At 52.1% G+C, this 17,215-nt stretch carries 17 protein-coding genes; 10 read left to right on the forward strand and 7 right to left on the reverse strand.

Going from position 1 to position 17,215, the window contains the following annotated elements; genetic code table 11:
- Positions 1 to 22 precede the first annotated feature (22 nt).
- From PsAD26_RS07665 to PsAD26_RS07680, 4 genes are all read left to right on the forward strand, one after another.
- Positions 23 to 790, forward strand: coding sequence for a F0F1 ATP synthase subunit A (locus tag PsAD26_RS07665; RefSeq protein WP_057462888.1), 768 nt, complete (start codon positions 23 to 25; stop codon positions 788 to 790).
- 74 nt (positions 791 to 864) lie between these two features.
- The gene (locus tag PsAD26_RS07670) at positions 865 to 1,092 is read left to right on the forward strand and encodes a F0F1 ATP synthase subunit C (RefSeq protein ID WP_063295525.1); all 228 of its coding nucleotides are present in this window, start codon (positions 865 to 867) and stop codon (positions 1,090 to 1,092) included.
- A gap of 100 nt (positions 1,093 to 1,192) precedes the next feature.
- A complete protein-coding gene (locus tag PsAD26_RS07675; protein ID WP_063295526.1) occupies positions 1,193 to 1,744 on the forward strand; it encodes a F0F1 ATP synthase subunit B in 552 nt (183 codons plus the stop codon).
- A gap of 11 nt (positions 1,745 to 1,755) precedes the next feature.
- The gene (locus PsAD26_RS07680) at positions 1,756 to 2,241 is read left to right on the forward strand and encodes an ATP F0F1 synthase subunit B (RefSeq protein ID WP_063293756.1); all 486 of its coding nucleotides are present in this window, start codon (positions 1,756 to 1,758) and stop codon (positions 2,239 to 2,241) included.
- Positions 2,242 to 2,330: 89 nt separating this feature from the next.
- On the opposite strand, the gene PsAD26_RS07685 is transcribed toward PsAD26_RS07680, so the two are convergent.
- Positions 2,331 to 3,317: a hypothetical protein gene (locus tag PsAD26_RS07685; protein ID WP_063309913.1), complete on the reverse strand. Its 987-nt coding sequence runs from the start codon at positions 3,315 to 3,317 to the stop codon at positions 2,331 to 2,333.
- Positions 3,318 to 3,736: 419 nt separating this feature from the next.
- Between PsAD26_RS07685 and PsAD26_RS07690 the strand changes: the two genes are divergently transcribed.
- Complete coding sequence (locus PsAD26_RS07690; protein ID WP_208980496.1) at positions 3,737 to 4,009, forward strand: hypothetical protein; 273 nt, start codon at positions 3,737 to 3,739, stop codon at positions 4,007 to 4,009.
- 42 nt (positions 4,010 to 4,051) lie between these two features.
- Here the strand turns inward: PsAD26_RS07690 and PsAD26_RS29940 are convergent, their stop codons facing one another.
- The 3 genes from PsAD26_RS29940 to PsAD26_RS07705 all read right to left on the reverse strand — a co-directional run bounded on the left by PsAD26_RS29940 (position 4,052) and on the right by PsAD26_RS07705 (position 6,543).
- A complete protein-coding gene (locus PsAD26_RS29940; RefSeq protein WP_208980495.1) occupies positions 4,052 to 4,354 on the reverse strand; it encodes a hypothetical protein in 303 nt (100 codons plus the stop codon).
- Positions 4,355 to 4,780: 426 nt separating this feature from the next.
- Positions 4,781 to 5,434 (reverse strand): ribonuclease HII, encoded by a 654-nt coding sequence (locus PsAD26_RS07700; protein WP_063309914.1) that lies wholly within the window; start codon positions 5,432 to 5,434, stop codon positions 4,781 to 4,783.
- Positions 5,435 to 5,487: 53 nt separating this feature from the next.
- Positions 5,488 to 6,543, reverse strand: coding sequence for a PA0069 family radical SAM protein (locus PsAD26_RS07705; protein WP_244278184.1), 1,056 nt, complete (start codon positions 6,541 to 6,543; stop codon positions 5,488 to 5,490).
- Between the two features lie 185 nt (positions 6,544 to 6,728).
- On the opposite strand from PsAD26_RS07705, the gene PsAD26_RS07710 reads away from it, so the two are divergent.
- The 4 genes from PsAD26_RS07710 (at position 6,729) to PsAD26_RS07725 (ending at position 11,084) form a co-directional block, all read left to right on the forward strand.
- Positions 6,729 to 7,322, forward strand: coding sequence for a glycosyltransferase (locus PsAD26_RS07710; protein ID WP_063309916.1), 594 nt, complete (start codon positions 6,729 to 6,731; stop codon positions 7,320 to 7,322).
- A 23-nt stretch (positions 7,323 to 7,345) separates the two neighbouring features.
- The gene (locus tag PsAD26_RS07715) at positions 7,346 to 8,026 is read left to right on the forward strand and encodes a ceramidase domain-containing protein (RefSeq protein ID WP_063309917.1); all 681 of its coding nucleotides are present in this window, start codon (positions 7,346 to 7,348) and stop codon (positions 8,024 to 8,026) included.
- Between the two features lie 118 nt (positions 8,027 to 8,144).
- A complete protein-coding gene (locus tag PsAD26_RS07720) occupies positions 8,145 to 10,469 on the forward strand; it encodes an NADP-dependent malic enzyme (RefSeq protein WP_063309918.1) in 2,325 nt (774 codons plus the stop codon).
- A gap of 120 nt (positions 10,470 to 10,589) precedes the next feature.
- Positions 10,590 to 11,084 (forward strand): Mpo1-like protein, encoded by a 495-nt coding sequence (locus PsAD26_RS07725; RefSeq protein ID WP_063309919.1) that lies wholly within the window; start codon positions 10,590 to 10,592, stop codon positions 11,082 to 11,084.
- A 24-nt stretch (positions 11,085 to 11,108) separates the two neighbouring features.
- Here PsAD26_RS07725 and PsAD26_RS29655 read toward each other — a convergent pair whose 3' ends face one another.
- Positions 11,109 to 11,279 carry a hypothetical protein gene (locus PsAD26_RS29655; RefSeq protein ID WP_167550265.1) on the reverse strand — a complete coding sequence of 57 codons (171 nt, stop codon included), beginning with the start codon at positions 11,277 to 11,279 and terminating at the stop codon, positions 11,109 to 11,111.
- Positions 11,280 to 11,387: 108 nt separating this feature from the next.
- On the opposite strand from PsAD26_RS29655, the gene PsAD26_RS07730 reads away from it, so the two are divergent.
- Positions 11,388 to 12,299 carry a LysR substrate-binding domain-containing protein gene (locus PsAD26_RS07730; protein ID WP_063309920.1) on the forward strand — a complete coding sequence of 304 codons (912 nt, stop codon included), beginning with the start codon at positions 11,388 to 11,390 and terminating at the stop codon, positions 12,297 to 12,299.
- A 62-nt stretch (positions 12,300 to 12,361) separates the two neighbouring features.
- Here PsAD26_RS07730 and glyS read toward each other — a convergent pair whose 3' ends face one another.
- Both glyS and PsAD26_RS07740 read right to left on the reverse strand, forming a co-directional pair.
- Positions 12,362 to 14,599, reverse strand: a complete 2,238-nt coding sequence (gene glyS / locus PsAD26_RS07735) for a glycine--tRNA ligase subunit beta (RefSeq protein WP_063309921.1) — start codon at positions 14,597 to 14,599, stop codon at positions 12,362 to 12,364.
- A 205-nt stretch (positions 14,600 to 14,804) separates the two neighbouring features.
- Positions 14,805 to 17,081, reverse strand: coding sequence for a glycoside hydrolase family 3 C-terminal domain-containing protein (locus PsAD26_RS07740; protein WP_063309922.1), 2,277 nt, complete (start codon positions 17,079 to 17,081; stop codon positions 14,805 to 14,807).
- Positions 17,082 to 17,215 lie beyond the last annotated feature (134 nt).

Genomic DNA, 17,215 nt, shown 5'->3' on the forward strand with positions numbered 1-17,215 from the left:
TGGCACTTCAGGGGTACTACCTGTGGCTGGAAATTCAGGCAACGCGATCGATCCGATCCACCAGTTTCATATCTCCAAGATCTTTCCTGTGGAGATTGGCGGTGTTGATTTCTCCTTTACCAACGCTTCCTTGTTCATGGTTGTCACCGTCGCTGTAGCGACCTTGTTCCTCGTTCTGTCTACCAACAGACGTGGTCTGGTCCCTAGCCGCGCTCAACTCATGGCGGAAATGTCCTACGAGTTTGTTGCTGCCACATTGCGAGGATCAGCAGGCAATGACGGAATGCGGTTCTTCCCGCTCGTCTTCTCCCTGTTCATGTTCGTCTTCGTTGCAAACATGCTCGGGATGTTCCCATACTTCTTCACCGTTACAAGTCAGATCATCGTGACATTTGCACTCGCAATTCTCGTGATTGGCACTGTAACGATCTACGGTTTCTTCAAGCACGGTGCAGGCTTCCTTAAGCTGTTCGTCCCAAGTGGCGTTCCAGTTGGGGTTATTCCTCTGGTGTCCACGATTGAAGTTATCTCTTTCCTTTCACGTCCAGTTAGTTTGTCCGTTCGTTTGTTCGCAAACATGCTTGCTGGTCATATCACACTGAAGGTTTTCGCAGGTTTTGTTGTCATGCTCACCGGTTTCGGTGCAGTTGGCATCGCATCTGCGATCCTGCCTCTGATACTCACAGTTGCCATCACGGCTCTTGAGTTCCTCGTGGCATTCCTTCAGGCCTACGTCTTTACCGTTCTTACCTGCATGTATCTTGCAGATGCGCTCCATCCGAGCCACTAAGTAACGTGTAGAATCCGGGTTTCAAACCCAAAAACAAAGTCATAGACGCTATTGCTAGTTTAGGAGCACTTGTCATGGATGCAGAAGCAGCAAAATACATTGGTGCCGGTATCGCCTGCCTTGGTATGGGTGGTGCAGCTCTCGGTCTTGGAAACATCTTCGGCAGCTTCCTTGCCGGCGCACTGCGCAACCCATCTGCAGCAGATGGACAGTTTGGCCGCCTCATCCTCGGCTTTGCTGTGACCGAAGCTCTCGGCATCTTCTCCCTTCTCGTCGCACTTCTGCTGCTGTTCGCAGTATAATCGACGACAACGATTAGAGCGTTTTATGGTGACGGTTCCTCTTGGTAGGGACCGTCTCTAAAATCATAAAACGTTACGAAGAGCGTTCACGGAGAAGTTGATGTCGAATACTCAAGGCAACCTGAATACAACTGCCGAAGTTGGCATTGTAGAGGATAGCGGTAGCTTTCCTCCGTTCGACAGCACGACTTACCCGTCTCAGCTGTTGTGGTTGGTTCTTTCCTTCGGCGTTTTCTACTGGGTAATGTCGAAAGTGGTCCTCCCACGCATCGGCGGTATCCTTGAAGATCGTCGCGATCGCATCGCAGGTGATATGGCAGAAGCATCCCGTCTCAAACAAGAGACAGATGAAGCCATTGCATCCTACGAAAGTGCTCTAGCTGAAGCGCGCAAAAAAGCCACTACCATGGCTCATGATGCACGTTCTAAGGTGAAAGCAGAGACAGAAAGCGCCCGCGCAGCGGCTGAAGAGCAGCTGGCAGCTAAGCTTTCCGAATCTGAACAGAGCATTTCCAAGATCACAGCTGAAAGCCTGTCTCATGTTGGCGAAATCGCCGCCGAGACTGCAGGCGAGCTTGTGAAGGCACTTATCGGTGGCCGTGCTCCAGCGAAAGCTGAAGTTGCCAAAGCCGTTGATGCTGCACTTAAGTAAGGGGTGACAGAATGTTCGATGCAAGCCTTTGGGCACTCGTTGGTCTCATCCTCTTCTTTGCCCTGCTGTGGTACCTGAAAGTACCTGGCAAGGTTGGTGCAATGCTTGACCAGCAAGCGGACAATATCAAGCAAGAGCTTGAAGGCGCCCGTAAGCTGCGTGAAGAAGCTCAGGCTCTGATGGCCGAGTACCAGCGCAAGCGTAAAGAGGCTGAAGCGGAAGCAGATCAGATCGTTGCTGACGCAAAAGTTGAAGCTGATCGTCTGGCTGAAGAAGCCAAGGCAGCTCTCGAAGAGATGATTGCACGTCGCACCAAAGCAGCCGAAGCGAAAATCGCTCAGGCTGAAGCAAATGCGATTGCACAGGTTCGCTCCCGTGCTGCAGATGTTGCAGTTCAGGCAGCTGAAACCATCGTCGCTTCCAGCACTGCCAAAGAAGAAGTTCAGGATAAAGTGCTCAAGCAGAGCATCAAACAGGTTTCTGAAAACCTGAATTGATCCTCAGAATTTCTGACAAGAATATCAAAAAAGGCTCCCGAGTTTCGGGAGCCTTTTTCTTTGTCTAAACACTACTCGTTCTTAGTGTCTTAGACATGCCACTCAGCAAGTCCCAGTCTCTCTGAGGTGTCGATTTTAATTGGTAGCGGGCTGTCATCCGGCTGGTGCATCAAAACAACATCAGCTTCCGTACAATGTGTCAGCAACGCAATGATGCTGCCTGAGCTGAACGCATCGGCGTGAATTGTATTCCCCGGCACCAGAATTCCGCTGCCATGTGGAACAAGGAAGTTGGTGAGAGCAAACTGATCTTCTTCAAGCTGTGCCCCGACAGTGATGACAATCTCGCTCTGCTCAGAAGCTGGCATGAACACATGCGGGAAGTCGTGCGTTTCAATAAAGAACCCGTTCGCCACATCCAGCCGGTATTGTGGGTAGGCCTTGCCGAACTCGTACTCAACGGCATTGAGGTTGCCATCAAACTTCAGCGGAACAGTCTGTCCCTCATCAAAGATTTTGACACCAAAGGCAGCTGCGATGTCATCCCTGTTTGGACTGATTGGCGTCACAAGAGGAATATCGAGGCTGGTCTCAGCAGAGGCAAACAGCCCGCTTGCGCCAAACACGTTTCCGGGCGCAGGCACCTGCACGGTTGAAGCATCCAGCCATCTGCCCTGCGTTTGCAGATATGAACCATCTGGCAAATTCGCGATATCAGCAGGGGAGGCAGCAACTGACTTGTGTGTCCCAGCTGTTTCCTGAGCTGGTGAGGCGTTGGTTAAGAATGGGGCTTTAGCAGACAGCACTGCATCCTTACCGCCCTCCACGACGTTGTGAAGCGCATTTGTCGTCATTCCAAGTTTGTCATTGACCATACGGTGCACAGAAACCGCTGCAAGGCTGGAATCCACTTGTCGCTCTGGAATAGCGGGATTGTATTTTACGCTGATACCAAGATCTCCAAGATGACGTTCCTTATACGTCTCTTGTAGATCAGCCGGCTTGGCAGTGTTTTGAACCGCCTGTGGTTGGACTGGGAGGGTCTCGTTCCGCACGGCACCTGTGATAGCTGGCATTTCAATGCTCCTGAATTTAGAGTTGCAATGCCGCCATGATGTGAGCTGTTACGCCTCTGGGTTGTGTTAAAATGCACTCAAAGGCGAGTAAGTGCCGCAAGGTCATTCAACTCTGCGTTATAATGCGAGAGCATTGGGAAAGTCTGAGTGTTTGAGTCCAAATCAGCAATGCCGCTTTTGAGTTCGCTCTAACCGCTGGTCGAAATCATCGCTGTCAGTGCGAAACGCACATTTCCATTCACAATTCTAACCGATCACATGAACACCAATAGTGGCGTCCCTAAAATAAGTACCGACCTCACACGAATTAAGGAAAGTTCTGCCGTCCTAGGCCAAACGAGTACCTCAAGAACAACGGTTTCCTGCGCTTCGTAGCGGCATAAGTCTTGCGTGATCGAATTCTGAATTTTGCTTAAATTATGAGTTTTGATCAAATGATGAGCCACGCTAATTTTTCACTCACCAAACCACTCGCTTCTCTCAATGCTGTTCGCATTGAGGCTGATGAAGTAAGACCAATCAATCCAGAAGAAACGCGCAGTTTTATTAGGTTAGCAAATGCGGAGATAGATAAATTCTACACGAAGGGCGCACCAATCAAAATATCCACGAGCGGATCATCGGCGGAGATGATTGATATACAGCGTTTACTTTTGCAAACGCAGGAAATTTGGCAAAAGCACTTTGGATGATCTACAGGCACGATTGTCACCGTCTAAGAGGTTGAAACCAACTCAGAGACGCGTTCTGTGCTGGGTTGGTCGCGTTGCTTTTACGAAGAACCAGATCGTCTGAACCCCAAGCAGAAAGATGTAGACTTTGAATATGGTGAAAGGGAACAGAGACATAGCGATTAGATCTGCAAAAATGTTTCTCTGATTCAAAGTCTTTAACTGCGGACCGTCTTTAGCCTGAAGAGAGTAACCAACTCCATCAAACTGGAAATAGACACCAAGGCGTTCTGCTTCCTGAGTGGATGTTGGAAGGTAGTGGCCGGAGCATTTCTCGACGACTTTTGGCGATTGGGTTTCGCTCAATAGTGATCCGCTGAATGAATACAGCTGGAAGCTCGGACTTGAAGCGCGCTTGTGCGTGCAATCAATGACACGAGTATCCGGAAAGATCCTGAATACTCCGGTGACTGCCGTCTTTCCTAAAAAGAATCCAGAAAGAAATCCATGCTCTCGATGGTAAATCTGTATGCGATTCCAATAGGGCACGTAGGTTACAACAAAATCACCATCAACTGACAGTTCAGTATGTTCCGCGAGTGGAAACTCGACATGTGTAAGTTTGTCCCCACCATGGAAATAAGCAACTCCATGAAACAGAAAGCTCAGGAATAGAGATAGGGCAAAATATAAAAAGAAACAGCGCGCGAGTCTGTTTGTAAATAACTGGTTTAAATCGTCGGATGTCATAATATTACTCAGAAAGCATCCCTTGTCTTCAGGCTGACCGAACTACCCCTCAATCATCTCCCGAATAGGTCGGAAGGAACAGCGGTGGAGCGGGGTTACGCCGTGGGCGGCCAGCGCCTGCTGATGCTGTTTGGTGCCGTAGCCTTTGTGTTTGGCAAAGCCGTACTCCGGGAAATGCTTGTCCATCTTCACCATCAGGCGGTCACGGGTCACCTTGGCAACGATGGAAGCAGCTGAGATGGCGAGGCAGCGGCCATCACCCTTGATCAGCGCTTGCCCTTCCTGCGGCAAGTGATGGGGCACATCCTTGCCATCAATGAAGAACCGTTTCACCGGAACGCTGAGCGAGCGGGCGCAGGTGCGCATGCCCTGCAAGGTTGCTTCGCGAATGTTGATCCGGTCAACGGTCTGCGCGCTTTGCACACACACACTCACATCAGCCATCTCAAGGATCTGCTCAAAGAGCTCCTCGCGCTTGGCCTCGGTCAACTTCTTGGAATCGTTCAGTCCCTCTGGCAGGTTGTCGTAGTCGAGGCTGGCCGCGGCAACCACCACAGGGCCAGCCCATGGTCCGCGCCCGGCTTCATCAATACCGGCAAACCGCCCTTGCAGGTCTTGCTCAACAGAGCGCTCAAAGCGCAGATCCGGAGCATCAGGGAAGGCGATATCAAAGAGGGAGTTTGCAAAATACGACATGCCTCTCTTTGCCACGCAGCCCTTCAGCTTTCAAGCATCACAACATGCCTCGTCTACAGCAATGAAAGCTGCACACCGCCGCAAGTTGGTTTGATGAAATGGTCACAGGACAACTTCATTGAGCGCGAGGATAAACGCTTGCTCTTACACGCCAGCTGAAAGCGCTTTGCCAGCTGGTCTGCGTAAGGACCTTTACCCTTGAAGCGCTGCGTCCACTGAGCGTCATAGTCCTTTCCATCACGCATGGAACGCAAAAGGCTCAGTACGCGTCTGTAACTGCCCGGAGCCTCCCGCAAAAGCCATTCCTTGAAGAGTTCAGAAACCTCGCGAGGAAGGCGCAGCAAAATGTAACTGGCCTCTGTCGCACCATGCTCCTTACAAACCTCAAGAATGCTCTCAAGTTCATGATCCGTCAGTCCGGGAATGATCGGAGCTGCCAGCACAGCGGTTGGAATACCCGCATCAGACAGTGCCTTGATCGCTTGCAAACGGCGAGGTGGCGTAGACGCGCGCGGTTCAAGACTCCGCGCGATCTTCCGGTCCAGCGTGGTCACAGAAATTGCCACCTTTGCCATATTACGCTCTGCCATTTCGCTGAGAATATCGATATCGCGCATAACAAGAGCGGACTTGGTGACAATGGTCACCGGATGTCCTGTCTTGTTCAGCACTTCCAAAACCTCACGCATGATTTTGTGTGTGCGTTCAATCGGCTGGTAAGGGTCCGTGTTCGTCCCGATCGCAATGGGTTTCGGCTGATAGGAGGACGCCCCCAGCTCCCGCTCCAGCACCTGTGCTGCATTGGGCTTGGCAAACAACCGGCTTTCAAAATCCAGCCCTGGCGACAGGCCCATATACGCATGGGTTGGCCGCGCAAAGCAGTAGATGCAGCCATGCTCACAGCCCCGATACGGATTGATCGAGCGATCAAAAGGCAGGTCAGGAGAGCTGTTCTTGGTGATCACATGCCGTGCAGTTTCAATCTGCACTTCTGTCTTGATCGGCGGAAGTTCATCAATTGTTCCCCAGCCGTCATCCATCAGTTCCCGGCTTTCCGCCTCAAACCGGCCAGCCTTGTTGGAATGTGCCGCACGGCCCCGACCTGTCATGTTGACCGGAAGCGAAGATCCCAAAGGATCAGCGGCCTCAGTTTCGGCCCTGTGATTTTGTGCAGTTGACATGGGGCATGCACTTTCATCTTCTTATGAGAACATAAGTGGAACATTGCTCAAAATATCTGGATTTGCAAGCCTTTACTTTCCAAAGATAAGGCAAATCACTGTAAGCTGTTGGAATGATTAGTGCACTTATTCCCACCTATAACAGCGAGCACCGGCTGGTGCTTACCCTGTCCGCTCTGGTCCCGGCTTCCGCAGAAGGCATCCTGAAAGAAGTTATTATCGCCGACGAAGGCTCATCTGATGGGACAGAGATTGTCGCGGATGCCAGCGGTGCGGTTTTCGTCAGCACCACCTCAAAATCTGGTTTCGCTCTGGCCGAAGGGCTCCAACGGTGCACCCGTTCCAACTGGGTTTTGCTCATCCAACCCGGCGCTATTCTGCAAGCGGGCTGGCAGGCAGAAGCCGCATCCTTCATAGAGCGCGCGGAGCGAGTCGGAACCGAACAGAATCTGGTTGCTGTGTTTCCCAGCCGAACGGAGGAATTCGGCACTGTGGCACAACTCAAGCAGAAACTTATCACCCTCACGCATCGCTTGCTGAAAGCATCATGCCACCAGCTGCCCATGCTGATCCACAAAGACCACCTGCAACAAGCGCTGGCGAACGCCTCAGGAGTGAACCGGCAGGCTCAGCTCCAGAAGGTTTTGAGGGCTAGCCGGGTCCATTGGTTGAACGGTACAGTGATCTTTCAAAATACGACGAAATAACGCGGTACCAGCTTGGAGGGCTCATGGATTGGAATCAACAACTGAACCAATACTGCGAGCGCACCTCCGCTGCATTCTGGTCTGAGCCACTCAATGCAGCGAGCAACGCTGCTTTTATCATTGCCGCGCTGATTGCCCTTCAATTCTGGTTGAACGCACGCAGTAACGCAAAAAAAACGCATTCAACGCAAACCAACGCACAAGATAACGCAGCTTTGGTTCTCATTGCTCTGCTGACCATAATTGGGATCGGGTCGTTCCTGTTCCACACCTTCGCAACCCTCTGGTCTATGCTGGCTGATGTCATCCCGATTGCGATCTTCATGCTGGTTTACTTCTACCTTGCCACGCGTCGATACATGGATGCCAACCTCTTGATATCACTGGGCGCAACGCTGCTGTTCTTTGGGGCAATGGCATTTGGCCCAAGGCTGTTTGAAGGGATACTTGGATCCACTGCTGGCTACTTCCCGGCACTCCTCGCAATCCTGCTTTTTGCAGGCCTGGCCCGCAGCAAAAACAGGCAAACATCCAACGCTTTGTTGGCCGCAGGCGTGGTCTTCGCACTTTCGATGAGTTTCCGGATTTTGGACGAACCAATTTGCTCGATTTTGCCAGTTGGAACACATTCCTTGTGGCATATTTTGAATGCAATTGTTTTGCTTATTCTAATTCGCGCATTTATACGCTTTAAGACGTATTGAGATACTGCAAAATCCTAGGCGATGGTCTAGTTTTTGCAAAACTGCGACATCTGAACCGGAAGTCATAGTGATTCCCGGTGGCGAGCCGCTCATTCACTCGGTCAGGCAAGAATAGACGATGACGGACAAAAAACGCCCTACCTCCGGCGAACTCGATGAACAAGCGCTCTTTTACCATGAGTATCCGCGCGCGGGTAAATTGGAAATTCAGGCAACTAAGCCATTGGGAAACCAGCGAGATTTGGCGCTTGCCTATTCTCCGGGCGTGGCAGCTCCGTGTTTGGCAATCCATAAGGATGAGTCAAAAGCGGCTGACTATACCGCACGTCAAAACCTTGTTGGTGTCATCTCCAATGGTACCGCAGTCCTGGGTTTGGGCGCGATTGGTCCTCTGGCATCCAAGCCGGTGATGGAAGGTAAGGCTGTCCTCTTCAAAAAGTTCGCTGGCATTGATGTATTCGACATCGAAGTCGACCAGACCAACGTTGATAAGTTTGTTGATGCAGTTGGCGTTCTGGAGCCAACTTTCGGCGGTATCAACCTGGAAGACATCAAAGCGCCAGAGTGTTTCCAGATCGAGAAACGCCTGCGCGAAAGAATGAATATCCCGGTTTTCCATGATGATCAGCACGGTACAGCGATCATCGTGTCAGCTGCGGTGCGCAATGGCATGGAGCTCTCCGGCAAAAAGCTGGATGAGATTAAAGTCGTTGCCTCTGGTGCGGGCGCTGCAGCGCTGGCCTGTCTTAACCTGCTGGTGTCCTCCGGTGTAAAGCGCGAGAACATCTGGGTCTCTGACATTGAGGGCGTTGTTTATGAGGGCCGCGAAGCCCTTATGGATGAATGGAAATCCGTATTCGCGCAGAAAACCGACAAGCGCACGCTGGATGATATCATCGAAGGCGCTGATGTCTTCATCGGCTTGTCAGCAGCTGGTGTGCTGAAGCCGGAGATGGTTGCCAAGATGGCAAAACGCCCTCTGGTGATGGGCCTTGCCAACCCGAACCCGGAAATTATGCCTGAAGATGCACTGGCTGTTCGTGACGATGTGGTCATGTGTACAGGCCGTTCGGATTACCCGAACCAGGTGAATAACGTCCTCTGCTTCCCATACATCTTCCGCGGTGCTCTGGACGTTGGCGCAACGGCCATCAACGAAGAAATGAAGCTGGCTGCTGTTGAGGCAATTGCCGCTCTGGCACGGGAAGAACCGACCGATGTTGTAGCCAAAGCCTATGGCGGTGTCACCCACACATTCGGCCCGAACTACCTCATTCCATCCCCGTTCGATAACCGCCTGATCCTGCGCATTGCTCCTGCTGTTGCAAAAGCTGCCATGGAAACTGGTGTTGCAACCCGCCCGATCGAAGATTTCGACGCCTACATGGATAAGCTGAACCGCTTCGTGTTCCGCTCCGGTATGGTGATGAAGCCAATCATTGCACAGGCAAAGGCAGATAAGCAGCGCGTTATCTACGCTGATGGTGAAGACGAACGCGTGCTGCGCGCCGCTCAGGTGGTGCTGGAAGAGGGCCTCGCGACACCAATCCTCATTGGTCGTCCGCAGGTTCTGGAAAACCGTTGTGAGCGCTTCGGCCTGCGCATTCGCCCGGGTACAGATTTTGAGTTTGTGAACCCGGAAGACGATCCACGCTACCGTTCCTATGTTGACACACTGGTGCAACTGGTTGGCCGTAAAGGCGTAACTCCGGAAGCTGCCAGAACGATGGTGCGTACAAACTCCACTGTCATTGGTGCACTGGCGTTGCATAGAGAAGAAGCTGATGCACTCATCACAGGCCTCGAGGGCCGCTTTGATAAGCACCTGCGCGACATCAACAACATCATTGGTTGTTCCGAAGGTGTAACGGACTTCTCAACGCTCTCTCTGCTGATCAACTCCAGCGGCGCGTATTTCCTTGCAGATACATATGTCACTGAGTGTCCATCTGCTGAAGAGATTGCCGAGATCACTCATCTTGCATCAGAGCAGATCAAACGCTTCGGCATTACACCCCGCGTTGCGTTGCTGTCTCACTCCAACTTTGGCTCCCGCCCATCTGCGACCTCCAACAAGATGCGGGAAGCCCTGCAGATGGTTTGGAAACAGCTGCCAGAGCTTGAAGCTGAAGGTGAAATGCATGGTGATGCTGCGTTGAAGCCGGAAATCCTGAAACGCTACATGCCAGATGCGCATATCTCCGGTCCTGCGAACCTGCTGGTGTTCCCAACTCTGGACGCCTCCAACATCGCATTGAACCTCATCAAAGCAATGACAGACGCGCTTCATGTTGGTCCAATTTTGCTGGGCGCGAAGAAAACTGCTCACATCATCACGCCATCCGTGACCTCACGCGGCATCGTAAATATGACAGCACTTTCAGCAGTTGATGCGCAATGTCGTAAGGAAAATGCCGGCGTTTGCCTGACACCACATAGCTAAAACAACTCCTTCGGCGGGCACTGGTTAATATGCCCGCCGAAGTTTTGTCAGCTTGAAAATACCTTCCCCTTACGGCATGCTGGCTGCATTGATACCGCTTGATATTACGGGGAGGGTAGTATGAGCTTTTCAGAAGCAACCGGGCGTCGCATTGACCGCCTTCTGGGCGAGTACGGCGAAAGCCACCAAAATCACAAAAACAAAGCCATTCACTGGATCTGTGTGCCGATCATTTTTTGGACGGTGACTGCACTGCTGTGGTCTGTTCCAACACCCATCGGTTTTTCGAATATCTCACCGTGGTTGAACTGGTGCACGATCGGGCTGGGGCTGTCGATCATCTACTATCTGTCATTGTCCATCACATTGGCAATCGGCATGGCCGCGTTCTCAGCATTGATGATCTGGATTAACATGACCTACCAGCAGTTTGGGCTTGGTATCCCACTCTGGCAGACAGCTTTGGTAGTGTTTGTGATTGCATGGGTCGGCCAGTTTATCGGCCATCATATTGAGGGGAAAAAGCCGTCCTTCTTTAAGGATCTTCAGTTCCTGATGGTTGGACCTGCGTGGCTAATGCATTTCATTTATAAAAAGATTGGCATCCCATATTGAGGGACAAAATAAAAAACGCTGCTCTTAAGGCAGCGTTTTTTCTGGGTTGATGTAAACATCACCAATTTCGCGCGTATCCATCCGCTGAAGAGCAGGGTGTGAAAGTGGGTCAGCACAATAAGGCTTTGAGCCTGCAGCTACTTTGGCCTTTCGGGGGGATTTCCCGCGCAGCAGATCTTTAAAAAGATTTTTCATTGTCATTTCCTTTGTGACTTGATGGAGCGACAATGCGTCAATTGCGTTGCAAGTGCTATCTGGAATAACTAAACCCCGGTTTAGATTTACTGCTCGGAACTGTCCTCGATGAAAAATCTCAATCAAGTCAGCCTCGCTGGCCTTCGCGTTGTTGAAGCTGTCGGGCGCTTGGGCTCCCTGAAAAATGCGGCTGAAGAGTTGGGCATTACGTCCGGCGCCGTCAGCCAGCAACTGCACAAAACCGAGCATCAGCTGGGCCGCCCGCTGTTCACTCGAGAGACAGGCGGTTTGAAGCTGACAAGCCTTGGCGCCGAGATTTGTCACGAACTCACATCAGGCCTCAAGCAAATCTCAGAGGCTGTTGCATTGGCAGACCGGGACAGGGAAGAAAGTCTGTTCCTGTCAGTTGCTCCACTCCTTGCGGAAAAGTGGCTGGTCTGGCGCCTGAGCAGCTTCATGAAAGCCAATCCAGACATCAATCTCAGGCTGGATGCCAACGACCAGTTGGTAAACCTCAATCACTCCGACGTAGACGCCTGTGTCCGCGTCCATAAACGAGCGCCTGATGATGTTTACTCAGAGCGCTTGTGTGAGCACTTCATCTATCCGGTCTGCACTCCTGAGATCGCAGAGCGCCTCAAAGAGCCACGGGATCTTCTGAATGAAGTGATCATCCGCGACTATAACTCCTATTACCGTTGGAGCGACTGGCTGGCCCCGTTTGGTCTCAAAGAAAGTCAGCTTCCAAGAGGTCACGGCTTCTCCAACGCATCTCTCTGCATGGATGCTGCAATTGCAGGCCATGGCGTCTTCTTGGGCTGGGATACGCTGGTCGCCAATGCTGTGAAGCAGGGTCAGTTGAAGATCCCGTTCGGTCACCGCTGTTCAACAGGGCGGTCCTACTGGTTCATCTGCAGGGAAGGGGCCTTGCGCAGCCCCAGTGTTCGCAAGCTGCGGGATTGGCTGAAAGAAGAAATCGCACAAACGGCGGTTGAGTACGAAAAAGCTGTCAAAGTCTAATCAAATAAAAAGCCCGGTAACTCAAGCGAGTCCCGGGCTTTAAAATGTCTTATGATGTCAGCTTAGCCAGCGATCTTTGAGAAATCAGCGACCTGATGAACAGCTGCACGAATTTCAGAAAGGATCTTCAGACGGTTCTCGCGAACCTCCGGCTTTTCAGCATTCACGTGGATGTGGTCAAAGAAGCCGTCAACCGGACCGCGCAGTTTGGCAAGAGCAGCCATTGCAGCGGAGAAGTCAGCAGCATCAAGCAGCGGCTTGATTTCAACCAGAACGCTATCCAGCGCAGCTGCCAGGTCTTTTTCTGCCTGTTCTTCCAGCAGAGCAGCATCAGGCTTGCCTGTAAAGGCCTTGCCGTCCTTCTTCTCTTCCGCACGCAGAATGTTCGCGGCACGCTTGTAACCTGCCAGCAGGTTGACCCCGTCTTCGCTGCCCAGCAATCCAGCAAGAGCTTCTGCCTGTTTCACGATCAGATTGATATCATCCTGACCACCACGAGCCAGAACTGCGTCAACCAGATCATGACGCACGCCTTTGTCTTTCAGAACCACCTTCATGCGGTCTGCGAAGAAGCTGAGCAGATCATCAATCAGACCTGATTCCAAAGAGGTCTCAGGGATCTTGTCGGAAACGTTTGCCAGCACCACGTCAGCAGCTTTGGAAACCATGGAGAAGATGTCTTTAACAACGCTTTCGCCGGTTTTGCCTTTGCCGATGAATGGAAGATCGGAGAGCGCACTTTCACCGCGTGCAGCTGCAATGTCTGCAAGGTTGCGGCGCAGGCTCTGAACCAGAACATCACGCAGTGGCAGGCGCAGGTCGTTTTCAAGCACAAGGCGGATAACACCCAAAGCAGCACGGCGCAGTGCAAATGGATCTTTGGATCCGGTTGGCTTCTCGTCGATTGCCCAGAAGCCAGCAAGAATGTCCAGTTTGTCTGCCAAAGCAACAGCGATGGAAACAGGTGATACTGGTACATCATCAGACGCGCCAGCTGGCTTGTAGTGATCTTCAATCGCCTGAGAAACAGCAGTATCTTCGCCCTGCGCTTCTGCATAGTAGCGACCCATCAGGCCTTGCAGCTCAGGGAACTCGAAAACCATTGCAGAAACGAGGTCAGCTTTCGCAAGACGTGCAGCACGCTTGGTCTGCTCGATATCAGCACCAACAAGTGGAGCGATTTCCGCAGCAAGACGCTCAAGGCGATCAACACGGGCAGCTACAGTACCGAGCTTCTCGTGGAACACGATGTCCTGCAGCTTGGAGACGTTGCTGTCCAGCTTGGTTTTCAGGTCCGTTTCCCAGAAGAATTTTGCGTCGGCAAGGCGTGCAGAAACAACCTTTTCGTTACCAGCAATGATCTTGGTCCCACCATCTTTTGCAACGATATTCGTAGTCAATGCAAACTTGTTGGAGAGGCGAGATGTGGCTGGATCGCTCAGCACGAAGTTCTTCTGGTTCACCTTAATGGTGAGCTGAATGACTTCGTCAGGCAGCTGAAGGAAGCTCTCATCGTAGGAACCGATAAGCACGGTCGGCCACTCGTTGAGGCCAGACACTTCGTCAAGAAGGCCAGCGTCTTCAACCAGTTCAAGACCAAGCGCCATAGCAGCGTTTTTCGCATCTACATCGATGATGTCTTTGCGGCGGTCCGCATCAAGCACAACCTTGGCAGCTTCCAGCTTGGACATATAGTCTTCCAGGCGGCGCACTTCGATTGCATCAGGTGCCATAAAGCGGTGACCATAGGTGGTCTGGCCTGATTTGATACCATCAACTTCAAACGGAATAACTTCTGGCTCTTCGGTCTCAGGACCGAAGGTACAAACGATTGAGTGCAGCGGGCGAACCCAGCGCAAGCTGCCAGAACCCCAGCGCTGAGATTTCGGCCAAGGGAAGTTGCGAATGATGTCTGGCATCACGTCAGCAACAATATCCTCGGTCTTGCGGCCTGGCTTTTCGATAACAGCGACGTAAAAATCACCCTTTTTCGGGTCATTTTGAATTTCAGCGTCGTCGATAGAAGAAAGGCCTGCACCACGCAGGAATCCGGCCAATGCTTTCTCAGGCGAGCCAACGCGCGGGCCCTTCCGCTCTTCACGGGTTGCTTTGGAGCCTGCAAGCAAGCCAGCAACGTGCAGTGTCAGGCGGCGTGGAGTGGCATAAGCCTTCGCGCCTTCATAGGTTACACCTGCATCAACAAGAGCATTGGTCAGGAGGGATTTCAAATCCTCAGCCGCACGACGCTGCATGCGGGCAGGAATTTCCTCGCTAAAGAGTTCGAGGAGAAGATCTGGCATTGGTGAACGACGCCTTTAACTGGTCAATCAATCGCGAATTTCTAAGGTGGATAGTGCCTAGCAATACTCAAGGGCATTGTCACCCCCAATAGGCAGCGCGGAACCGTAAATGAGCAAAAAACATCAGCCGGGCACAACCAATCAACAGGGGTGTGAACAGCTGCCTTGCATCAGACTTTGTAGTGCTGAGATAATCTAAGCCCGTCTACGCAGGTTCCTCAGTAGTTTCATTGAGTTCACCAAACAGGTCGAGTTCCAGTCGCAGGCTGTTGGGATCCTGACTAGAGCTGCCCACAACCACTTCGTAGACGATGCGCTCAACCACCATCTGGTTGCGCTCACTATCGAATATCGCAAGCTCCTCAACCGGGATGGAGACAGTCACCTGCCTGCTTTCACCAGCTGGAATACGAAGACGTTGGAAGCCCTTCAGCTCCTGTTTAGCGCGTTCTACTGCGGACCCCTTAGGAGCAATATAAACTTGCGAAACTTCTTCTGCCTCAACCTGCCCGATATTGGCGATGGAGAACTGCACGTCAATGCTACCAGTAAGGAGCTCATCAGGCGGTGTAACAACAAGTTCCGAATAATGGAATTGAGAGTAGCTCAGACCAAACCCGAAAGGATACGCCGGTGTGACATCATCTTTGTCTAGTTTCCTGTATCCATGCCAAAGGTCATAGATCACTTTACGCGCATTGCGATCAAAGTCAGGCAGGTCACTTTCTCGTCGTGGGATGACAAACGGCAGCTTGCCACTGGGGGAGACTTCGCCGGATAGAATGCGGGCAAGTGCAGTTCCTCCCTCCATCCCTGGATACCAATGCAGTAAGATGGCAGCAGGCTTATCCTGCCATTCATTCATCAAAATAGTACCACCCCCCATAACAACCACGACACAGTTGGAATTTGCGGCACAGACCTGCTTAATCAATTCAACATCGTGCGGAGGCAGACGAAGGCTTTGCCTGTCGCCGGAACCATAACCGTCTTCAGCCTCTCCGGATGTCTGAGGTTTGCCCGCAGAACCTCCACCACCAAATGCGCGTAAAAATTGAGAGGCAATCTTTGCCTCTTCGCGGTTCCGAGGTTGAGGAAGAACTTCATGAAAGCGTGTTGCCAGATCAGCGGAAACCCATTCACCTTCACGGCTGTGGTCATTCCCGACCACCAGCACAACGGCATCCGCTCGTTTTGCGATCTGGAGGGCGCGATTGATGTTCTGGCCTCTGTCCTGCCAGATGTCGATCTTGTGTTTGTAGTAGGAGCGAAGGCCTGCGAGCGGTGTGGTTATATGTGTCGGCTGTGTATCACTCGTTCCTTTGTCGCCTGTGTTGGCCACACTTGCTAAACGACCAATAACACCAATGCTTTGAATGTCCTTAAGAGGCAGAAACCCACCTTCGTTCTTCAGGAGCACGGTCGACTTCTCAGCGGCCTCCTGCGCAACAGATCGAAATTCGGCGCAACCAACGCGGGTCTTCTCGTAACGGCCTTTCCGCAGCACTCTGAGCTGTTGCAGAATAAGCCTGTAACAGGCGTCATCCAATGCTGCCTCGGAGACCTCTCCATCATCGATCAGCTCTGACAGGTGCTGGTGAAAGTGCAGTTGGAACGGCATCTCCAGATCCATGCCGGCAAGAGCAGCCTCCCTCGCATTGCGTATGCCGAACAGGAAGTCACTCAGCACAAATCCCTTAAACCCCCAGTCTGTTTTCAGCAGTTGGGTGAGAAGCTCTTTGTTGTGTCCGCAAAGCTCGCCATTGATGGAGCTGTAGGACGTCATGACAGCCGCAGCACCTGCCTCAACCGCCTTCCTGAAGTGAGGAAGATACACCTCATAGAGTGCGCGCTGTCCCACTGTAACATTGAGGGAAAGCTTGGAGTGTTCCATAGATGCCAGAGCAAAGTTCTTGATGCATGCCATGCCATGTTGTTGAACACCGCGAACGAGAGCTGAGCCCATTGCACCGATCAGAAAGCTGTCTTCGCCATAGGATTCCTGTGCTCGTCCCCATGCGGGATGGCGCATCAGGTTAAGCGGCACACCGCCAAACAGTGTGCCACCAAAGGCGCGCATCTCATATCCAATGATTGCGCCAATCCGTTCTTCCAACTCAGGGTCAAAGGTTGCCGCTCTTGCAATCACTGTAGGAAACGTTGTGGCACCCTTCAGCACGATCCCGCGTGAGCCTTCTGTGTAATGAACACTTGGCAAGTGATGCTCTGGTAACGCCCCCGCTGCCCACGGACCGGATTGAGAGCCGTTCTTCATCATGTCCCGAACGCCCGGCCAGAAGGCCTGATCACCGTCTCGCATGGCCAGTTTATCATCACGGCTCAACCGCGAAACAATCGCATTGGCGATCTGCTCATCACTCAGGTTTTGCGTGGAGGAAGGTTGAGCAGTCATCTCAGGTGTAGGGACGGAAGAGGCTGCTGCAGTGCCATCTTCATGCGCTTCGGTACTTTCGACAGTCATGGAAAAGAGAACTCCGCGAATGCACCCCAATTTGGATCAGCGCATAGATACGCAGGCAGCTGGCAACAGGGGGAGTGATTGGCAAATCAAACAGTATATCTCTTTAAAAATATCCGTTTGATTGCAGTCCTGAA

Origin of the sequence: Pseudovibrio sp. Ad26 (genome assembly GCF_001623285.1) — a bacterium.
Taxonomy (GTDB): domain Bacteria; phylum Pseudomonadota; class Alphaproteobacteria; order Rhizobiales; family Stappiaceae; genus Pseudovibrio; species Pseudovibrio ascidiaceicola.